Origin of the sequence: Nonomuraea sp. NPDC059023 (genome assembly GCF_042740095.1) — a bacterium.
GTDB lineage: Bacteria > Actinomycetota > Actinomycetes > Streptosporangiales > Streptosporangiaceae > Nonomuraea.
Window position 1 is genome coordinate 13875 of the sequence record NZ_JBHYIO010000012.1, and the last position, 19426, is coordinate 33300.

Annotated in this window: 19 protein-coding genes; 7 read left to right on the forward strand and 12 right to left on the reverse strand. The window is 73.8% G+C overall.

Annotated features, from left to right (window positions below; all coding sequences use genetic code 11):
- The first annotated feature begins 5 nt into the window (after window positions 1-5).
- Window positions 6-953: a squalene cyclase gene (locus ACFWYW_RS21380; RefSeq protein ID WP_379623036.1), complete on the forward strand. Its 948-nt coding sequence runs from the start codon at window positions 6-8 to the stop codon at window positions 951-953.
- Between the two features lie 62 nt (window positions 954-1015).
- Window positions 1016-2296, forward strand: a complete 1281-nt coding sequence (locus ACFWYW_RS21385) for an aspartyl protease family protein (protein ID WP_379623034.1) — start codon at window positions 1016-1018, stop codon at window positions 2294-2296.
- Here ACFWYW_RS21385 and ACFWYW_RS21390 read toward each other — a convergent pair.
- From ACFWYW_RS21390 to ACFWYW_RS21410, 5 genes are read right to left on the reverse strand one after another with little or no spacing between them, the layout of a single operon-like run.
- Window positions 2291-3583, reverse strand: coding sequence for an aspartate aminotransferase family protein (locus ACFWYW_RS21390; protein WP_379623032.1), 1293 nt, complete (start codon window positions 3581-3583; stop codon window positions 2291-2293). The two genes, ACFWYW_RS21385 and ACFWYW_RS21390, sit on opposite strands and share 6 nt — an antisense overlap.
- Before the next feature lie 42 nt (window positions 3584-3625).
- Entirely contained in the window at window positions 3626-6241 is a 2616-nt protein-coding gene (locus ACFWYW_RS21395) for an ATP-binding protein (RefSeq protein WP_379623030.1), read from the reverse strand.
- Between the two features lie 11 nt (window positions 6242-6252).
- Window positions 6253-6696, reverse strand: coding sequence for an SRPBCC family protein (locus ACFWYW_RS21400; RefSeq protein ID WP_379623028.1), 444 nt, complete (start codon window positions 6694-6696; stop codon window positions 6253-6255).
- Window positions 6693-8021 carry a carotenoid oxygenase family protein gene (locus tag ACFWYW_RS21405; RefSeq protein ID WP_379623025.1) on the reverse strand — a complete coding sequence of 443 codons (1329 nt, stop codon included), beginning with the start codon at window positions 8019-8021 and terminating at the stop codon, window positions 6693-6695. The genes ACFWYW_RS21400 and ACFWYW_RS21405 overlap by 4 nt, the downstream gene beginning before the upstream one ends.
- Window positions 8021-9280, reverse strand: coding sequence for an MFS transporter (locus tag ACFWYW_RS21410; protein WP_379623023.1), 1260 nt, complete (start codon window positions 9278-9280; stop codon window positions 8021-8023). Before ACFWYW_RS21410 ends, ACFWYW_RS21405 begins: the two co-directional genes overlap by 1 nt.
- A gap of 97 nt (window positions 9281-9377) precedes the next feature.
- Here ACFWYW_RS21410 and ACFWYW_RS21415 point away from each other — a divergent pair, with 97 nt between their 5' ends.
- The 5 genes from ACFWYW_RS21415 (at window position 9378) to ACFWYW_RS21435 (ending at window position 12808) form a co-directional block, all read left to right on the forward strand.
- Window positions 9378-9806, forward strand: coding sequence for an SRPBCC domain-containing protein (locus tag ACFWYW_RS21415; RefSeq protein WP_379623021.1), 429 nt, complete (start codon window positions 9378-9380; stop codon window positions 9804-9806).
- Window positions 9793-10134: an ArsR/SmtB family transcription factor gene (locus tag ACFWYW_RS21420; protein ID WP_379623018.1), complete on the forward strand. Its 342-nt coding sequence runs from the start codon at window positions 9793-9795 to the stop codon at window positions 10132-10134. Before ACFWYW_RS21415 ends, ACFWYW_RS21420 begins: the two co-directional genes overlap by 14 nt.
- Window positions 10131-10508 carry a VOC family protein gene (locus tag ACFWYW_RS21425; protein ID WP_379623016.1) on the forward strand — a complete coding sequence of 126 codons (378 nt, stop codon included), beginning with the start codon at window positions 10131-10133 and terminating at the stop codon, window positions 10506-10508. Before ACFWYW_RS21420 ends, ACFWYW_RS21425 begins: the two co-directional genes overlap by 4 nt.
- 66 nt (window positions 10509-10574) lie before the next feature.
- On the forward strand, window positions 10575-12164 hold the full coding sequence (locus ACFWYW_RS21430) for an FAD-dependent monooxygenase (protein WP_379623014.1): 1590 nt from the start codon (window positions 10575-10577) through the stop codon (window positions 12162-12164).
- Window positions 12165-12226: 62 nt separating this feature from the next.
- Window positions 12227-12808, forward strand: coding sequence for a hypothetical protein (locus ACFWYW_RS21435; protein WP_379623012.1), 582 nt, complete (start codon window positions 12227-12229; stop codon window positions 12806-12808).
- 5 nt (window positions 12809-12813) lie between these two features.
- On the opposite strand, the gene ACFWYW_RS21440 is transcribed toward ACFWYW_RS21435, so the two are convergent.
- The 7 genes from ACFWYW_RS21440 to ACFWYW_RS21470 form a co-directional block, all read right to left on the reverse strand.
- On the reverse strand, window positions 12814-14259 hold the full coding sequence (locus ACFWYW_RS21440) for a sensor histidine kinase (protein ID WP_379623010.1): 1446 nt from the start codon (window positions 14257-14259) through the stop codon (window positions 12814-12816).
- Window positions 14256-14984: a response regulator transcription factor gene (locus ACFWYW_RS21445; RefSeq protein ID WP_379623073.1), complete on the reverse strand. Its 729-nt coding sequence runs from the start codon at window positions 14982-14984 to the stop codon at window positions 14256-14258. Before ACFWYW_RS21445 ends, ACFWYW_RS21440 begins: the two co-directional genes overlap by 4 nt.
- A gap of 46 nt (window positions 14985-15030) precedes the next feature.
- Window positions 15031-15792 carry an ABC transporter permease gene (locus tag ACFWYW_RS21450; protein ID WP_379623008.1) on the reverse strand — a complete coding sequence of 254 codons (762 nt, stop codon included), beginning with the start codon at window positions 15790-15792 and terminating at the stop codon, window positions 15031-15033.
- A complete protein-coding gene (locus ACFWYW_RS21455) occupies window positions 15789-16700 on the reverse strand; it encodes an ABC transporter ATP-binding protein (RefSeq protein WP_379623006.1) in 912 nt (303 codons plus the stop codon). Before ACFWYW_RS21455 ends, ACFWYW_RS21450 begins: the two co-directional genes overlap by 4 nt.
- Before the next feature lie 109 nt (window positions 16701-16809).
- Complete coding sequence (locus ACFWYW_RS21460) at window positions 16810-17826, reverse strand: NAD(P)/FAD-dependent oxidoreductase (RefSeq protein ID WP_379623004.1); 1017 nt, start codon at window positions 17824-17826, stop codon at window positions 16810-16812.
- Window positions 17823-18347, reverse strand: a complete 525-nt coding sequence (locus ACFWYW_RS21465; protein ID WP_379623002.1) for an isoprenylcysteine carboxyl methyltransferase family protein — start codon at window positions 18345-18347, stop codon at window positions 17823-17825. The genes ACFWYW_RS21460 and ACFWYW_RS21465 overlap by 4 nt, the downstream gene beginning before the upstream one ends.
- Before the next feature lie 6 nt (window positions 18348-18353).
- Window positions 18354-19424, reverse strand: coding sequence for a type III polyketide synthase (locus ACFWYW_RS21470; protein WP_379623000.1), 1071 nt, complete (start codon window positions 19422-19424; stop codon window positions 18354-18356).
- Window positions 19425-19426: the final 2 nt, after the last annotated feature.

Genomic DNA, 19426 nt, shown 5'->3' on the forward strand with positions numbered 1-19426 from the left:
GCTCCATGGACCTGATCGCATGGCTGCGTGACTCCGATCCGGCGCTGCGCTGGCAGGTCGAGCGCGATCTGGCCGGGGAGCCGCCGCGGGTGTGGGAGGCGACGCGGGCGCGGATCGCGGCCGAGGGCTTCGGCGCCCGGCTGCTCGCCCTCCAGGACCCGGACGGCCAGTGGGCGGGCGGCGCGTTCTTCCCGAAGGAACCTGAGAAAGAAGACGGGCAGCCCTGGACGGCGACCACCTGGACGCTCACCACGCTGCGGGAATGGGGGATGGATCCGGCCGTCCTGCGCGAACGCCGTACCGCGGAACTGCTCGCCGAGAACTGCCGGTGGGAGTACGACGGCCTGCCCTACTGGGGCGGCGAGGTGGACTGCTGCATCAACGCCTGGACGGCCGGGAACGGCGTCTGGCTCGGCGCCGACGTCACCGGCATCGCCGAGTGGTTCCTTGAGCACCGGCTGCCGGACGGCGGCTGGAACTGCGAGTGGGTCAACGGCTCGACGCGCTCGTCGTTCCACTCGACGCTCAACTCGCTCAAGGGGCTGCTCGCCTACGACGTGGCGACCGGCGGCACGGACGAGACCCGCGCCGCCCGGCGCTCCGGCGAGGAGTACCTGCTGCGGCGCGGCCTCTTCCGCCGCCTGTCCACCGGTGAGCCGGTCGGGCCGTGGGCGGGGCGGTTCGCGTACCCCGTCCGGTGGCAGTACACCGTGCTCAACGCGGCCGAGTACTTCCGCGAGGCCGCGCTGTTCGACGGTACGAAGCCGGACCCGCGGATGGCGGAGGCGATCGAGCTCATCCGGTCCGCCCGGCGCCCGGACGGCACCTGGGAGCAGGCGTGGCGGTATCCGGGGCGGGTGTGGTTCGAGGTGGACGCGCCGGTGGGGAAGCCGTCGAAGTGGCTGACCCTGTCAGGGACGCGGGTGCTCTCCTGGTGGGACGCCCTTATCTGAGTTTAACCGCCGCCTCTGTTGTGTGGCCTTGATCGATCCGCACCCGACACGAGGCAGGACACATGACCCTCCACCATGCCGACCGGCGCACGTTCCTGAAGGGAGCGGCGGCCCTCGCCGCTGCCGCCGGAGCGAGTACGGCCCTGCCCCTCGCGGCCGAGGCCGGCACCGAGGACCCCGACCAGTTGTTCAAACAGGGCAGGTTCGCCGACGCCGAACGCGGCTACCGCCGCCAACTGCGCGAGGACCCGCGCGCCGCCCGCGCCCACGCGCAGATCGGCTACATCGCGCTGCTGTCCAACCGGTTCGGCACCGCGCAGGCGCACCTGGGCAAGGCCATCGCGCTGGCTCCGGGCGACATCGCCTCCACCCAGCGCCTGGCGGAGTGCTTCGTCCGCCAGGACCAGCCGGCCCGCGCGGTCCCGCTGCTGCGCCGTACCGGCCGCCCGCGCGACGCGGCGTTCGCCAAGGTCTACTCCCACATCGAGGGCACGCCCTGGACGATCTCCGGCGCCCGGAGCACCCGCGTGCCCTTCCACACCCTCGATCCCGTCCCCTCCGTCGAGGCCACCGTCAACGGCGGCAGGCCGCAGAAGTTCTACCTCGACACCTACGCGACGCTGGACCTGTCGATGGAGGAGGCGGAACGGGCCGGGCTGCGCGCGCTGGCCACCGTCGAGGGCGGGGTCGTGGACGCCCATCCCGTCGTGCTCCACTTCGGCGTCCTCGACTCCTTCAGGGTCGGAGACATCGAGATCCGCAACATCCCCGTGCAGTGGAACGACGCGCAACGGCCGCCCCTGCCCGACGGCTCGCAGGCGGCGGGCGCGTTCGGCACCACGATCTTCTACCACTTCCTGACCACCATGGACTACGCGGGCAAGGCCCTGCTGCTGCGGCGCACGCCCGGCGCCGCGCGCGACGAGATCGCCCGCCTGCCGCTGTGGCTGGCGGGGGACCACTTCCCGTGCTCGGTGGGCAGCCTCGGCGACCACCCGCCCAGGATGGTCAGCATCGACACCGGCGGCATCGGCAGTGCCCTGGACACCACGGTGGCGATCGCGGAGCAGTACGGCCTCACGGTGGACTACGACAACCCGAGCGAGCGGTTCGGCATCAAGACCTACCCGCTCACCGCGGAGCGGGCCGGCCTGGGCCGCGCGGTCCGGCGCGACGTGCGCGGCAAGGCCGCCGAGAAGGTCTTCCCGGGACTGCCCGGCCCCGGCCAGTCGGCGCAGTTCGGCTTCGACATGATCGCGAACTTCACCCACGAGTTCTTCAAGCCGTACGCCGTCACCTTCGACTACACCCGCATGCGCATGTCCATCAGCCGCCCGTCATAGGCGGGCCTCGGCGAGGGCCTGGTCGAGGATGGCGGCGCCGCGGGTGATCTCCTCGTCGCTCGCGGTCAGCGGCGGCGCGATCCTGAAGATGCCGCCCATGCCGGGCAACTGCACGATGTTCATGTGCAGCCCGAGCTCGAAGCAGCGCCGGGTGACCTCCGCGCCCAGCCGGTCGGCGCCGCCCGCGCCCAGTACCTCGTCTCCGGCCAGCTCCACCCCCAGCAGCAACCCGCGCCCGCGCACGTCCCCGACCACCTCGTGGCGGGCGGCGATCGCGTCGAGCCGGCCCCGCAGCAGCGCGCCGAGCTCGGCCGCCCGCTTGTCGAGGTGGTCGCGCTCCAGGACGTCCAGGACGGTGTTGCCGACCGCGGCGGGCAGCGGATCGCTGACGTGGGTGGTGAAGAACAGGTACCCGCGTTCGTGCGCCCGCCGCTCGATCTCCGCGCTGGTCAGCACGGCCGCCAGCGGCAGCCCGGCGCCGAGCGTCTTGGACAGCGTGAGGATGTCGGGCACCACGCCGTCGTGCTGAAAGGCGTACCAGTCCCCGGTACGGCACAGCCCCGTCTGCGCCTCGTCCAGGATCAGCAGCATGCCGCGTTCCCGGCACTTGCCCGCCAGCGCGGCGAGATAGCCGGGCGGCAGTTCGATGACGCCGCCCGAGCTGAGGATCGGCTCGACCAGGCACGCGGCCAGGCTGCCGACCGACTGGGCGTCGATCAGGTCGAAGCCCAGGTCGAGCTGGCGGCGCCAGTCGAGCGCGCCGCCGGCGTCGACGACGCCGGGACGGAAGCGGTCGGGAACGGGCAGCGCGAAGTTGCCCGGCGCGGCGGGCCCGTACCCCTTGCGGCCGGCGCTGTAGGTGGCGTTCGCGGCGGCCATCGTCATCCCGTGCCAGGACCGGGCGAACGACACGATCTCATGCCGGCCGGTGACGAGCTTCGCCATCCGTACCGCGGCCTCGTTGGCCTCGGCTCCGGTGGTCAGCAGCAGCGCCTTCTCCAGCGGATCGGGCAGCGACTCCGCGAGCCGGCGGGCGAGGTCGACGACGGGGCGGCTGAGCATGCCGCTGTGCAGGTGGTCGAGCAGGCCGATCTGCTCGCGCACCGTCGCGACGATCGCCGGGTGGGAGTGCCCGAGGATCGCGCTCATCTGGCCGGAGGTGAAGTCGAGCAGCTCGTGGCCGCTCTCGGTGAACACCGAGGTGCCCCGCGCGCGGGCGATGAGCTCCGGTGTGAACGCGGCCTGGCCGCTGTAGCGGATGAGGTGGCGGGCTGATTCGGGAACCATGCCACCGACGTTAGGCACGCGCCGCCGTACGCGTCCATCGCGCTAGTGGATCTCGGGCAGATCCCGAAGCTGCCTGCGCGAGGTGAGCCCGAGCTTGCGGAAGATGTTGCGCAGGTGGGCGTCGATGGTGCGCGGGCTGAGGAAGAGCGTGGCGGCGACGTCCTTGGAGGTCGCGCCCTCGGCCACGAGCCGCGCGATGTGCACCTCCTGCAGGGTGAGCTGCTCGCCCTCCGCCGCGGTACGGCTGCGCGCCTGCTCACCGGTGCCGCGCAGCTCGCCGGCCGCCCGCTTGGCGAAGGCCTCCGCGCCCAGCTCGGACAACTGCTCATGGGCCTGCCGGAGTTGTGCCCGCGCGTCCCGGCGCCGTCCCTCCCGGCGCAGCCACTCCCCGTACAGCAGGTGGGCCCGGCCCCGGTGGATGGCCGTCGGGCTGTCGCGCAGGTGCTCGACGGCCTCCCGGTAGCCGTCCTCTTCGCCGGTGACGAGGGCGCGGCAGTACGCCTCGACGCCCAGGGCCCAGGCGGTACCGGCGGCGCGGGCGCGCACGGTCAGCTCGCGCAGGGCTCCGGCGGCCGGCTCGGGGCGGCCGGAGCGCACCGCGGCCTCGATCAGCTCGGGCAGGGCCAGACCGGACACGCCCAGGTCGCCGCTGGCGGTGGCGGCCCGGGCCGCCACCAGCGCGGCGGGGTAGTCGGCCAGGCTGTTGTGCAGGACGGCCGCGGCCCACTGCGCGCTGAGGCTCATCCTCGGCGGCACGTCCGCGAACAGCGCCATGGCCTCCTCACGCCGTCCGCGCAGGGCGGCCAGGTGCAGGCGCGGGTAGACCAGGGGAGCGGCCCCGGTCGCCGAGGCGATGGCCTCCTCCTCCGAGATCATCTCGGCCGCGGGGCCGAACGCGCCCTCGTGCGCGCGGACGGTGGCCAGCATCGCCAGGCCGATCGGCACGAGGTGGAAGGCGCCGGACTCGCGTCCCGTGGCCACGACCCGCTCGGCCGTACCGCGCATCACCTCGATGTCCCACAGCTCGGCGGCGATCATGTAGCCGAGGGAGGGGCGGCTCGCCCAGACCTCGTCGTCGAGCCGGCGCACGATCGGCCGCAGCGGCCCGGCGGCCGGGGCGTGGCCCCGGGTGACGAGCGTGACCAGGCCGTCGAGCACGGTGTCGGTGCCGGTCCCGGTGCCGGGCGGCGCGGACCTGGCGGCCTCCACGATGGCGGCCAGCTCGCCGGTGAACACGCCCATCTCCATCGCGTCCAGGTAGCAGGCCCGCGAGCGGGCCGGGTCGGTCTCCGCCAGGGCGCGGGCGGCCCGCAGGAGGTAGGCGGCAGGGTCGTCGCCGCCCCGGTAGCGGGCGAAGGACAGGCGGCCGCGGAGCACGTCGAAGCGCGGGTCGTCGCTCTGCACGCTGGTGAGCAGGTCGGCGGCGACCTCGAACGCGCCGGCCGCGAGCTTGGCGCGGGCGGCGGCCAGCACCCGTTCGGCGCGCGCCGCGGGGTCGGTGGTCAGCGCGGCCGAGCGTTCCAGGAAGGCCGCCGCCGCGGCGATGCCGCCACGGGCCTGCGCGCGGGCGGCGGAGGCGTCGAGTTCGGCGGCGACCTCCTCGTTCGGGCCGGGGGCGGCCTGGGCGCGGTGCCAGGCGCGCCGGTCGGGCTCGGCCGCTGGGTCGGTGGCTTCCGCCAGGGCCGCGTGCGCCCGGCGGCGTTCACCGGCGGTGGCGGCGCCGTAGACGGCGGAGCGGGCCAGCGGGTGGCTGAAGCGGATCCGGGTGCCGAAGTCGGCCAGCCCGCCGGTCCGCGCGGCGGTGTCGGCGGTGATGCCCAGCCGCCCGGCGGCCCGCCACAGCAGTCCCGCGTCGCCCACCGGCTCGGCCGCCGCCACGGTGAGCAGGGTTCTGGCCGGCTCCGGCAGGGCCCGCAGGCGGGTCAGGTAGCTCTGTTCGATCACGGCCGGGACGTCGAAGCCGCCCGCCATGCCGCCCAGTCCCGCGGTTCTCGGCAGTTCGAGCAGCGCGAGCGGGTTGCCCCTGGATTCGGACAGGATGCGGTCGCGGACCCGCTCGTCCAGCGGCGCGTGGACGGCCTGATCGAGCAGGGCGCGCGCCTCGGCTTCGCTCAGGCCGCGCAGCCCCAGCTCGGGCAGGTCCGCCAGCGCGGCCGGTCCCGGCTCGCGGACGCCGAAGATCATGGCGATGCGTTCGGTCCCGATCCGGCGGGCCAGGAAGGCCAGCGTGTGGGCGGAGGCGTGGTCGAGCCATTGGGCGTCGTCCACGACGCACAGCACCGGCCGCTCGCGCAGCGCCGCCAGCAGCAGTCCCAGGGCGCCCAGGCCGACCATCAGGGGCTCCGGCGTGCCGGAGTTCAGCCCGAACGCCCCTTCGAGGGCCGTGCGCTGCGGCGGGGCCAGGTCGCCGAGGTGGTCCAGGAGCGGCGCGCACAGCTGATGGAGCGCGGCGAAGGGCAGCTCCATCTCGAACTGCGCGCCCGTGGCCCGGATGACGAGGAATCCGTCCGCGGCCTGCCCCGCCTGCCGTAGCAGCACGCTCTTGCCGATGCCCGGCTCTCCCTTGACGACGAGGGCGCCGCCCCGCCCCTGCCGTGCGGCATCGAGCAGAGCGGTGAGCCGCGCCATCTCGGCGTCGCGCCCGAGCACCATGTCCATGGGCAGACACTCTAGGGGGCCTTCTCCGCCTCCTCCTTCAGGTGGCGCAGCCAGGCGGTCAGCGACCCTTCGAGCGCGGCGCGCATGCCCGCCACGTCCGCGCGGATCGCCGCGCCGTCCCACGACTCCTCGGTGTGCACGTGTACGGCGCCGCCCTCCTCACGGAAGGTCCACAGGTGCAGCCCGTCGATGCCGTGGGCGGGGCCGCCCCACAGAATACGGGCCCGCGGCTCGGCCACGTGCACGGTGGAGGTGATGTCGAGGCCGAAGGTGCTCCAGTGGAAGACCGCGCCGGCGACCAGCGGGGTGTGGGCGGAGGAGCTGGTGATGTCCCTCTGCCAGGCGGGCCAGCCGTTCACGTCGGTGTGCAGGCGCCAGACGCGCTCCAGCGGAGCCTCGATCACGGTGGCGAGGCGGACGACGACGGGGGCGCCGAAGTCGATGGCGGTGATCACTTGGTGTCCTCGATCCAGTGTCCGTGGATGCCCGACGGCACCCGGTGGGGGAGCTCGACGGCGGCGACCGTGGTCAGCTCGGCGGCGTCCAGGACGAGCAGCTCGGACGCGCCGGCCTTGAGGTCGCTGACGACGGTGAGCAGGTAGCCGTCGTCCTCGTTGTTGCTGCCGGCGGCGGGCACGAAGACGGCCTCGCCGGGCATGCGGCCCTCGCCGTGGGAGAACAACCGCTGCCCGCCGGTCGCGGTGTCGAACTTGACGGTGTGGTAGCCGGACAGGCCCGCGCCGGGGAAGGCGATGGCGTAGCTGTAGCGGTTGGCGATGCCGGTGTGGGCGTCGTTGATGGCGGGGAACTCGACGTTCAGGCTGTCCAGGGGCTCCTCGGCGGCCTTGCCGGTGGCCGGGTCGAGGATCCAGCGGTGCAGGGTCGCGCCGGCCAGCGGGCTCGGGCCGTACGCGGGCGCGCCCACCCACCACTTCCACGACGACTCCCACCCGGCGCGGTCGAAGCGCGGCCCTTCGAGCACCACGCGCCCGCGGGCGTCCACGTAGGAGTTGCTGACGTGCAGTAGCGTGCTCTGCTCGACCTCGAACCAGGTCACCCGGTCCGACTCGCGCGGCATGACGCCGATCCGGAACGGCACGTCGTCGTGCCAGCGATAGGGGATGCCCGACTGCTCGGCGTGGTCGAAGACGACCGGCGAGCACATGAACACCGCGTGCTGCGCGGTGATCGCGAAGTCGTGCATCAGCGACGGCCCCGCCCCCTCGATCGCCTGGGTCCGCACGATCTGCCCGGAGGCGTCGGCGACGTGGTAGGTCAGGTACGGCGGGAAGGGGCTGTAGCTGAAGAAGTGCAGCTCCCCGGTGACCGGGTCCTCCTTCGGGTGGGCGGTCATGGCGCTGGTGAGCTTCCCGCCGAAGTCGTACACGCCGACGGTGTCCAGCTCGGCGCTCACCTCCCAGGGCAGGTTGGCCTCCTGCAGGGCCAGGTAGCGCCCGCCGTGGAAGATGATGCTGGTGGCCGCCGCGGAGACCTCCAGCTCCGTGCCGTGGAAGGGCACTCCTTCCAGGTACGGCGTGCGCACCCACCGGTTGCGGTACCACTCGGCCCTGCCACCGGCCAGCCGGATGCCGTGGATCATGCCCGCGCCCTTGAACCAGTGGGTGGGCGTCACCCCGGGCTTCGGGTTGTGGCCGTTGCGGAAGTAGCGGCCGTTGAGCTCGGGCGGCAGCGTGCCGCGCACGGTCAGCTCGTGGGCGGTGATCTCGTCGGCGACCGGCGAGTAGTGCCCGGTCAGGTACGGCTTGGCGAGGTCGTTCATCAGGGTGCCTTTCCAATCGAGACGATCGTGATGAGCAGGGTCAGGGCGGCGCAGGCGAGGAAGGCCCCGCCGTACGACGGAAGGAGGGTCAGCGCGGACAGGCCCACGGCGCCGCCGACCTGCCGGGTGGCGTTGACCAGCCCGCCGGCCAGGCCGCTGTCCTCGGCCGGGACCCCGGCCGAGGCCCAGGCGGTCAGGCGGACGAAGGCCACGCCGAGCCCGGCGCCGATGAGCAGCGACGGCGCGATCAGCGCGCCGGTGAGCCCGAGCCAGGCCAGGCCCGCGGCGAGCAGCAGCAGGCCGGCGGGCAGGACCGCGCGGCCGCGGATCCTCCCGGCCGCCCAGGACGCGATGGTGATCATCAGGGCCAGGGGGAGCTGGGACAGCCCGGCTTCCAGCGGCGTGTAGCCCAGGTCCCGCTGCTGGTAGAGGGGCAGGAAGTAGAACAGGCCCAGCCAGACCGCGCCGAGCAGCGCCATCAGCAGGTTGGGCCGGGCGACCACGGCCATCCGCGCGGGCAGCAGCGGGTGGGGCGAGCGGCGCTGGATCACCACGAACACCGCCAGCAGCGCCAGACCGGCAAGCGCCGCGGGCCACAGGCTGGTCAGGCCGTAGGTGAGCATGAGCAGGGCGGCGACGAGCGTCGTCGTGCCGGGCAGGTCGAGGGTGCCGCCGCGCGGGGTGTCGGCGGGTACCAGCCGCCAGGTGGCCGCGATGACCGCCAGGGCGAAGGGGACCAGGACGGCGAAGACGGCGCGCCAGCCGTACAGATCGGTGAGCAGGCCGCTCAGCAGCACGCCCGCCGCGCCGCCCGCGCCGGAGACCGCGCCCCACACCCCGAGCGCCGTCCCGCGGCTCTTCCCGTCCGGGAACAGGCGCAGCACCAGGGCGAGCGCGGCCGGCGCGAGGAGCGCGGCGCCGAGGCCCTGCGCGACCCGCGCGGCGATCAGCATCGCCGGTCCCGTGGCCAGGGCGGCGGCCAGGCCGGCCAGGGCGAACAGGGTGGCGCCGGTGAGGAAGACGCGGCGCAGCCCGTACACGTCGCCGAGCCGGCCGCCCGGCAGCAGGATCGCGCCGAAGACCAGCACATACGCGTTGATCACCCAGGTCAGGCCGGCCGGCGACATGGCGAGGCCGGTGCGGATCTGCGGGAGGGCGACGTTCACGATCGAGGTGCTGAGAACCACGAGGAACTGGGCGGTGGCCAGTGCGGCCAGGGGCGCCCAGGCGGCGGTTCGGTGGAGTCCGGTGCCGTGCATGACTTCAAGGTCGCAGCGGGGCGTACGTCCTCGCGTCGGTGGTTTTCGCCTATTCGCTGACTTGTGAACCTCTATCGCAACCTGTAGGTTGCCATGCATGGTGACGAACACGATCGAACGTGAGGTGGTGCTGCGGCATTCCGCCGACCGGGTCTGGGCCGCGCTGACCACCGCGGAGGGACTGTCCCGGTGGTTCGGCTCGGTGGCCGAGATCGACCTGCGGCCCGGGGGGCGCGCGTACTTCCGCTGGGACGACCTCGGCCAGGAGTCGCTCGCCACGGTCACGGTCGTCGAAGCGCCGCACCGGTTCGCCTTCACCTGGGCGATCGAGGGGGTGGACGCGCTGCTGACAACGGTCGAGTTCACCCTGGACGAGGTGCCGGGCGGCACCCGGCTGCGGCTGGTGGAGAGCGGGTTCGCCAAGGCCGCCGACGCCGGCGTGGCCCGCACCGCCCGCCAGGCCAACACCCAGGGCTGGGACGCCGAGCTGGCCGACCTGGAGAGTTACCTCGATGCCGCCGCCTGAGGCGGAGGCTCAGGCCGTGGCGGTGTTCGCGGCGCTGACCGATCCGACTCGGCGGGCGCTGCTGGAGGAGCTGGCCCGCGCGGGTCCGGCCACCGTCACCGATCTGGCCCGGCGGCTGCCGATCAGCCGCCAGGCCGTGGCCAAGCACCTCGGCCTGCTCGCCGAAGCGGGCCTGATCAGCGCCGCGGAACCCACCGGCCGCCGCCACCCCTACCGCCTGGAACCCGCACCGATCCGCGCCGCCCAGGTGTGGCTGGCCATGCTCGCCCACCGCTGGGACGACCGGCTGTCCGCACTGGAAGACGCTCTCGATATGGAGGAATCATGACCGCGTACACCGCTGGACTGAACATCGCGATGAAGATCCCCAAGGCGCAGTACGAGGCCACCGTGGCCTTCTACCGCGACACCCTGGGCTTCGAGGTCAAGGAGGAGGACGTCGGCTACGCCCCGACCGTCTCCAGGACCCATTCGGTGAAGTTCGGCCCCAACACGCTGTGGCTGGACCGCGTCGACAACTACAGCCGGCCCGACCTGTGGCTGCAGCTCCACACCGACGACATGGACGCCGCGACGGCCGAACTGGCCGAGACCGGCATCCACCCGTGCGACGAGGTGGAACCGCTGGAGAACCTCACCACGAGGACCCACTGGATCAAGAACCCGGCCGGGATCGTGCACCTGCTCGCCGAGTCCGGCTGACCGGCCACCCGGGGGTCCCTCCCGGTCCGGCCGGCGGCTGGGCGTTCAATGGAGTGGGGGGACGACATGGAATCGACGACATACGCCCTGGTGGTGGGCGCGGGGCCGGTGGGGCTGACCATGGCGGCCGAACTGCGCCGCCACGGCGCGGCCTGCCGCGTCATCGACAGCCTGCCCCGGCCCACGGGCTGGGCGAAGGCCGTCGGGATCCAGCCGCGTACGCTCGAGGTCTGGGAACAGATGGGCGTCGTCCGCGAGGCGATCGCGGCGGGGGTGTGGCTGCGGGGTCAGCTGCAGTTCACCGACGGCGTGGCCGGGGACCCCTACGAGCTCCGGGTGCCCGACGGCACCTACGGCTTCCTGGCCCTGCCGCAGTACGAGGTCGAGCGCATCCTGACCGAGCACCTGGCCCGCCTGGGCACCGAGGTGGAGCGGGGCGTCGAGCTGCGGAGCTTCACCCAGGACGCCGACGGGGTGAGCGCCACCCTCGCGCTGCCCGGCGGGCCGGAGCGGACCGTCCGCGCCGGCTACCTGGTCGGCTGCGACGGCGCCCACAGCGCGGTACGGCACGGCCTGGGCCTGGCCTTCGAGGGCGACCGCTTCCCCGAGGAGTACATGCTCGGCGACGTCGAGGTGGACTGGTCCATGCCCGCCGGCTACGCGCTGCGCTTGCTCGCCGAAGCACCGGACGGCGGGCGGGACCTGCTGGTCTGCGTCCCGCTGCCCGGCCACAACCGCTACCGGCTGTCGATGCTCGCACCGGCGGAACTGCGCGGGGACGACGGGGCCGGGCACGGGATCGTCACCGACCGTCCCGGCCCGAGCCTCGCCCAGCTCCAGGAGGTCGTCGACCGGCTCGTACCCGGGAAACCGGCGATGGGCAATCTGCGCTGGTCGTCGCTGTTCGGCATCAGCCACCGCCTCGCCGACCGCTACGGCGCGGGCCGGGCGTTCGTCTGCGGCGACGCCGCCCACATCCATCCGCCGACCGGCGCCCAGGGCGCGAACACCGGCATGCAGGACGCGTACAACCTGGCCTGGAAGCTCGCCCTGGCGTTGCGCGGCGAGGCCGCTCCCGGGCTGCTGAGCACGTACGGCGCCGAACGGCGACCGGTGGGGGAGGAGGTGGTGAGCCGGACGGTCCGCTACGCCCGCACCCAGTCACTCGGCGACGCCGACGCGACCCAGCTCGCCCGGGAGGGCCAGCTCCTGGTCGCCTACCCCGGCAGCCCGTTGTCCGGCGAGGGGCAGTACCCGCCCGGCGTCGGTGGTCCCCGGCCGGGTGAGCGCGCGCCGGACGTGCAGGGGCTGACGCAGGAGGGGCTCGGCTTCCCGGTACGGCTGTTCGACCTGCTCCAGGGGCCCGGCCACACGCTGATCCTTTACGCGGACGCGGCGACCGGCCTGGACGACGCCGAGACCCTGGCCGGTCTGGTCCGCGTCTACGTCGTGCTGGCTCCCGGCGTCCCGCCGCCCGAGCGGGGAGCGCGGGTGCTCCGGGACGCCACGGGCGCCTTCCGCGACCGGTACGCGGCCGGGCGCAGCGCCGCGTACCTCATCCGCCCGGACGGGTACGTGGGCTTCCGTGCCCAGCCGATGGATCTCGCGGCCGTCACCGCGCACCTGCGGAACACCTTCGACGTGCGGGACGACTAGCGCGGCGTCCGCCCTGGTGGCTCGGTACCCTGGTGCCCGGTCGATCGGAGGCGGGGGAAGACGTGACGGAGCACGGGCGGATCGTGGCCGAGGTGTCGGCGGTCATCGGGGAGGCGCGTCCCACGCTGGCGCGCGCGGCCACCGGAGTACGCGCCCTGCTGGACGCCGAGGCGTGGCGGGAGTTCACCGGGCCGGGCGGCGAGCTCGTGGAGCACGGCGACCTCGTCGAGTTCATCACCGCCGACCCGCCCCGCGGGCTCGGCGTGACGCCGGGGCTGGTGCGGGCGCTGGTGGCCGACGACCTCGACGTGGCCGCGCAACTGGACCAGGCGTTGCTCGCGGCCACCCCCGCGCGGCAGCCGCAGCCCGAGGAGCCGGAAACGCCAGAGGAACTGGATGAGGCCCGCGTCGCGGCGCCGGAGACGCCCGCGCTGCGGCGGCTGCGGGAGGACGCGCCCGCGCTGCACAGCAAGGTCGTGGCGGGCGAGCTGAGCACGAACGCGGCCATGGTGCAGGCGGGCTTCCGCCCCCGCACGATCAGCGTGCCGGTCTCGCGCCCGGAGAACGCGGCCAAGGCGCTGCGCCGCAACCTCAGCCGCGAAGAGCTGGTGGAGCTGGTGACCCTCCTGTCGCAGGACCTGTGAGCCCCTCAGTCCAGTAGCGGCAGGGTCAGCCGGAAGCGCGCGCCCTCGCCGAGGGCGGTCTCCAGCTCGACGTCGCCGCCGTGCGCGCGGGCCAGGGAACGCGCGATGGCCAGGCCCAGGCCCGCGTTGGTCCCGGCAGAGCGGTTGCGGGAGCGGTCGGTGCGGTAGAAGCGGTCGAAGACGCGGCCCGCCTGCTCGGCCGTCATCCCCGGCCCCGTGTCGGCCACCTCGAGTACGGCCCGCCCGCCCGCCGTACCGACGCCGATCCGCACGGGCGTGCCCGGCGGGGTGTGCGCGGCGGCGTTGCCCACGAGGTTGGCCACGACCTGCCGCAGCCGGTCCTCGTCGGCGCGGACCGGAGCCGGTCCCGGCGGCCCGCCGCCACCGGGGCCGGTGAGCTCGACCCGGCGTGACGGGTCGAGGGCGCGCAGGTCGTGGCGGGCGTCGTTGGCGAGGGTGCGCAGGTCCATCGGGGCCGGGTCGAGCTGGCTCTCGGGCGCGTCGTCGAGCTGGGCGAGCAGCATCAGGTCCTCGGTGAGGGCGGTCAGCCGGGTGGCCTCGCGGTCGATGCGGGCCATCGCCGCGTCCACCTCGGCCGGTCCGGGCAGCCCGCCCATCCGGTAGAGCTCCGTCGAGCCCTTGATGACGAACAACGGCGTGCGCAGCTCGTGGCTGACATCCGAGACGAACGTCCGCATCCGGTTCTCGGAGGCGGCCCGGTCGGCGAAGGCCCGTTCGAGCTGGCCGAGCATGGTGTTGAGCGAGGCCCCGAGATGCCCGATCTCCGTGCCGGGCGGCGCGAGGCCCGGCACGCGGTGGGTGAGGTCGCCGCCGGCGATCGCGGCGGCCGTGTGCTCGATCCGGCGCAGCGGCCGCAGCCCCCGCCCGAGGGCGAACCAGCCCACCCCCGTCAGCAGCACGAGCAGCACCACACCGCTGACCAGGCTGCTGGCCCGCAGTTGCGCGATCGTGGCGTCGGCCTCGGTGAGCGGCGCGACCGCGATCACCGTCCCGCCCCAGCCGACGGTCGGGCGGGCGACGGCCCGCCAGCGTCCGGAGCCCTCGGCGGCCGGCAGGTCCACGGCCCTGCCGTCGGCCGGGATCGCCCGCAGCCGTTCGCGCGCAGGCAGGCCGGCCTCGTTCAGCCCGGGGGAGTGGACGCGGCCCGACACCACGCCGTTCGCGTCCAGATACACCAGGTACGGCGCGCCGAACAGGTCGAGGGCCGGGGCGAGCAGGTCCGGGCGGGTCCCGGCCTGCGTGAGGTCGGGCGGGCCGTCGCCGGACACCCGGGAGATGATCGAGGTGAGCGTGCCGAGCTGGTGGTCGAGCCGGTTGAGCTGGTAACGCTCCAGGCGGTCGGTGACGACGGCGCTGATGAGGCTGAGCCCGGCCAGCAACAGGCCCGTGGTGAGCAGCAGCAGCCTGGCCCGCAGCGAGAGGCGGCTCACGGCCGGGGCTCGCGGGGCTCGCGGAGTTCGCGGATCACGTAGCCGGTGCCGTGCACGGTGTGGATGAGCTTGGGCTCGCCGGTGTCGACCATGCGCCGCAGGTAGGAGATGTAGGTGTCGACGATGCTGGCGTCGCCGCCGAAGTCGTAGCGCCAGACCCGGTCGAGGATCTGCGTCTTGGACACGACGCGCCCGGCGTTCTCCATCAGGTAGTGCAGCAGCCGGAACTCGGTGGGGGAGACGCGGACGGGCCGGCCCGCCCGCGTCACCAGGTGTCCCTCGGGGTCGAGCGCGAGCGGGCCCACGGTCAGCACGCCGGGCTGGTGGCCCGTGGTGCGGCGCAGGATCGCGCGGATCCGGGCGATCAGCTCCTGCAGGTCGAACGGCTTGGTCACGTAGTCGTCGGCGCCGAGGGAGAGCCCGGTGACCTTGTCGGCCTGGCGGTCGCGGGCGGTCAGGAACAGGACCGGCACCGGTCCGCCGCCTCCCTCGGGACGCAGCTCACGCAGCCGGCCCACCACCTCGAACCCGTCCATGTCCGGCAGCATGACGTCGAGCAGCACCAGGTCGGGCGGCTCCGCCCTGGCGGCGGCGACCGCCTCGGCGCCGGTCGCCGCCGAGCTCACCCGGAACCCGGCGAACCGCAGCGTGGCCGCCAGCAGTTCGCGGACGGTGGCCTCGTCGTCCACCACCAGCAGCCGCTCGCCGCCCTCCGCCGGTGTCATGGCCTGTCCTGATGCTCGCACGAGGGCCAGGATACGGAGGCCCGGTTCACACGTCGCGGCGCTGGAAGACCGCGAACGCGGCGGCCAGTACGACGGCGACCCCGAGGCACATCCCGCCCAGGTTCAGCCAGGGCTCCGGGTAGGCCGGGTCCGGGACCGTGGCGAAGATCGCGGCCGCCCCCTTCGTGGGCCAGAACGCGAACAGCCCCTGCGTCCACGGAGGGAACAGGCCCTGAAGAGCAGGAACCAGGAAGACGATCCCCACCAGGGTCGCCAGCGCTCCTGCCGTGGCCCGCATGATCGTGCCGAGCCCGACCGCGAGCAGCGCGATCGCCGACAGGTAGATCCCGCCGCCCGTCACGGCCGACAGCACACCGGCGTCGCCGAGCCGCGCGTTCGGCACCTCCTGCGTGATGAGCACGGCCTGCCCGAGGAAGAACGCGGCGAACATCAGCACCTGACCGGCCACCAGGGCGACCGCCGTGGCCACCACGACCTTGGCCGCCAGCAGCCGATGCCGGCGCGGCGTGGCGCTGAGCGTGGTCGACATGAGCCCGGTCGCGTACTCCGAGGTGACGACCAGGATGCCCAGCACCCCGATGATCAGCTGGGCCACGATGTACGTCGTCAGGCTGCGGCCGGTCGGATCCCAGTCCTGCGGGGACTCGGCCTGGTCCGCCCCGGCGGCGCCCATCGACAGGGCCGTGATGCCGAGGCCGACGACGAGCAGGGTGGCCAGCGTGTACCAGGTGGAGCGCAGGCTGCGGAACTTGATCCACTCCGCGTGGAGCGTCTGTGCGAAAGTCATGCCGCCCCCTGGTACTCGACGCTGTCCTTGGTCAGCTCCATGAAGGCGTCCTCCAGCGAGGCGAGCTGCGGGGTGAGCTCGCTGAGCGCGACGCCGTGGTAGGCGGCCAGCTTGCCGATCTCCTCGCCCGTCATGCCGGAGACGACCAGCGAGGACTCCAGGCCGTCGCGCACGGTGGCCCCGGCGGCGGTGAGCCGCCGTGCCAGCGATCCGGGGTCGGAGGTGCGCACGAGCACGGTGCCCGCGCCATTGGCCCGCATCAGCTCGCTGATGCCGGTGTCGGCGATGAGCCGTCCCCGGCCGACGACGACCAGGTGGTCGGCGGTCTGCGCCATCTCGCTCATGAGGTGGCTGGAGACCAGCACCGCCCGTCCCTCGCGGGCGAGCGAGCGCATGAAGTCCCTGATCCACCGGATGCCCTCGGGGTCGAGCCCGTTAACCGGCTCGTCGAAGATCAGCACCCGGGGGTCGCCGAGCAGCGCCGCCGCGATGCCGAGCCGCTGCCGCATGCCGAGCGAGAACCCGCCCGCCCGCCTGCCCGCGACGCCCTCCAGGCCCGTCATGGCCAGCACCTCGCCGACCCGCCGCCGGGGCAGGCCGTTGCTCACCGCCAGCGCCAGCAGATGGTCGTACGCCCTGCGGGCGCCGTGCACCGCCCCGGCGTCCAGCAGCGCGCCCACCTCGGTCAGCGGCACCGGCAGGTCGGCGTAGCGGCGGCCGCCGATGGTCACCGAGCCGCGGGTCGGAGCGGCCAGCCCCATGATCATTTTCATGGTGGTGGACTTGCCGGCGCCGTTCGGCCCGAGAAACCCGGTCACCTGGCCGGGCTCGACGGAGAACGACAGGTCGTCCACCACGGTGTCGGGCCCGTACTTCTTGGTCAGTCCTCTGACGTCGATCGTGGTCATGCGGGAGATCCTGGCGGGCCCGGCTGGGCGGGTTCTGAGCGCTTCTGGGAGAACTCTGAGAACCGGCGAAGGCCCCGGCCCGCGGCGGCCTGGCTCACACAGGAAACTCTCAGCCGGAAAGGGCCCGGACCACCCCGGTGAAGACCGACGGCAGCCGGGCCGCCGCCGGGACGATCAGCCTCGCCGACGCCCGCCGCCGCGCCGCGGCCAGGAGCGCGGCGGTGAGCACCCGGTGCTTGCGCGTCAGCAGCAGCCAGGCCCGCTCGTAGTCCTGCGGCCGCTCCTCGACCAGGCAGCGGACCAGGGCCCGCGCCGTCAGGACCGCCAGGCACAGCCCTTCGCCGGTGAGGGCGTCGGTGTAGCCCGCCGCGTCCCCCACCAGCAGGACCCGCCCGGCCACCCGGCTGCGTACGCGCTGGCGCAACGGCCCCGCCCCGCGCACCGGAGTGGCCGCGGGGCCGTCCAGCCGGGCGAGCAGGCCGGGAAAGGACGGCAGGCGCTCGTCGAAGCCGCCCCGGTCCCGGCTCAGGATCGCCACGCCCACCAGGTCGTCGGCCACCGGCGTCACGTACGCCTCGCCGGCCGCCGACCAGTGCACCTCCACGTGGTCCGACCAGGGGGCGACCCGGTAGTGGCGGCGCAGGCCGTACCGGGCGGGCGCGCGGTCGGGCAGCCCGAGCCGCAGCCAGGAGCGCAGCGGCGAGTGCAGGCCGTCGGCGGCGACCAGCCAGCGGGCCCGCAGCCCCGCGGCCTCGACGCCGTCCCGGTCGTGGCGGGGCCGCACCACCTTGCCGGTGACGGTCTCCACGCCCAGTTCGGCGGCCCGCGCGGACAGCGCCGCGTGCAACACGGTCCGGCGTACCCCCAATCCGGGCGCGTCGCCGAAGTCGGCGCGCGCGTGGGTGCCGGCGTCGAGGTAGTCGATGCCGAGGAGCGGGTGGCCGGACAGCTCGACGCCCATCGCCCGCAGCGCCGTCACGCCGCCGGGCATCAGGCCCTCGCCGCACGCCTTGTCGACGGGCGAGCTGCGCGGCTCCACGACCACGGCGCGCAGCCCCGCCAGCGTGGCGTGGATCGCCGTGGCCAGCCCGGCGGGACCGCCGCCGGCCACGACGACGTCGATCACGCGACCTCGTCCAGCTGGGCCAGCGCCCGGTTCTCGCAGCGGATGCGGACCACCATGAGCACGGCGTTCAGCACGGTGAAGGTCAGCGCGGTCACCCAGGCGGTGTGCACGAGCGGGAGCGCGAGACCCTCGACGGCGACCGCCACGTAGTTGGGGTGGCGCAGCCGGCGGAACCGGTACGGCCCGCTACGCACCAGCGGCAGCCCGGGCACCACGATCACCTGCGTGTTCCAGCGCGGTCCGAGCGCGGTGATGCACCACCAGCGCAACCCCTGCGCGGCGACGACGAGCGCGAGCATCGTCCAGCCGAGCGCCGGGACGAACGGCCGCCCGGCCAGGAACACCTCGGCCAGGCACCCGGCCAGCAGGCCGGTGTGCAGCAGCACCATCCAGGGATAGTGGCCCTGCCCGCTGAGGATCCCGCCGCGTTCCATGCTCCAGCGGGCGTTGCGGCGGGCGACGACGAGTTCGGCCAGGCGTTCCAGGCCGACGAGCAGGATGAGGAGCGGGTACCAGAACATCGGCGGCTACCAGCGCAGCAGGACGAGTTCGGAGCAGAATCCAGGGCCCATGGCCATCATCAGACCATAGCTTCCCGGCGGTGGGGTACGGCTGCGCAAAGTGTCACGAAGGACATGCAGCACCGACGCCGACGACAGGTTGCCGTTGCCGGCCAGCGAGCGCCAGGTCAGCTCCAGCGCCTCGCGCGGCAGGCCGAGCGTCTCCGCGACGGCTTCGAGCACCTTCGGCCCGCCCGGGTGGCACACCCAGGTGGTCACGTCATTCCTGGTCAGGCCGTGTTCGGCCAGCAGGGCGTCGACGTCGCCGGCCAGGTGGGCGCGGACGACCCCCGGCACACCGGCGTCGAGGACGACGCCGAAGCCGCTGTCGCGCACCTCCCAGCCCATGACGTGCTCGGTGTCCGGGTACAGATGGCTGCGGGTGGCCACCACCTCGGGCCCCGCCGCAGTGCCCTCGGATCCGGCAGGAGTGCCGGAGCCGCGGACCACGACGGCCGCGGCGCCGTCGCCGAACAACGCGCTGGCCACCAGGCTCGCGACCGAGCCGTCGCCGCGCTGCAGGGTGAGCGAGCACAGCTCGACCGACAGCAGCACGGCCACGTGGTCCGGCCAGCCGCGCAGGTAGTCGTGCAGGCGGGCGATGCCGGCCGCGCCCGCCACGCAGCCCAGGCCGAAGATCGGTACGCGCTTGACGTCCGGGCGCATGCCCAGCCGCAGGCCCACCCTGGCCTCGATCGAGGGCGCCGCGACGCCCGTGACCGTGGTGAACATGATCAGGTCCACGTCAGCCGGGGTGAGCCCGGCCTGCTCCAGCGCGCCGGACACCGCCTCGGCACCCAGATCGACGGCGGCCGCGACGAACACGTCGTTGGCCGCGCCGAAGCCGTCGAGCTTGCCGTACTCCTCCAGGGGCAGGACCAGGTTGCGGTGATCGACCCGGGCGCTGTCGTGCAGACGGTTCAGCAGGCGCCGGTCGGCGCCCTCCGGGAGGAAGGACCGTGCCGCCAGTTCGGTGATTTCGGTCTGCGCGTACCGATGCGGGGGTACCGCGCCGTGCACGGCTGCGATCCAGGTCATAG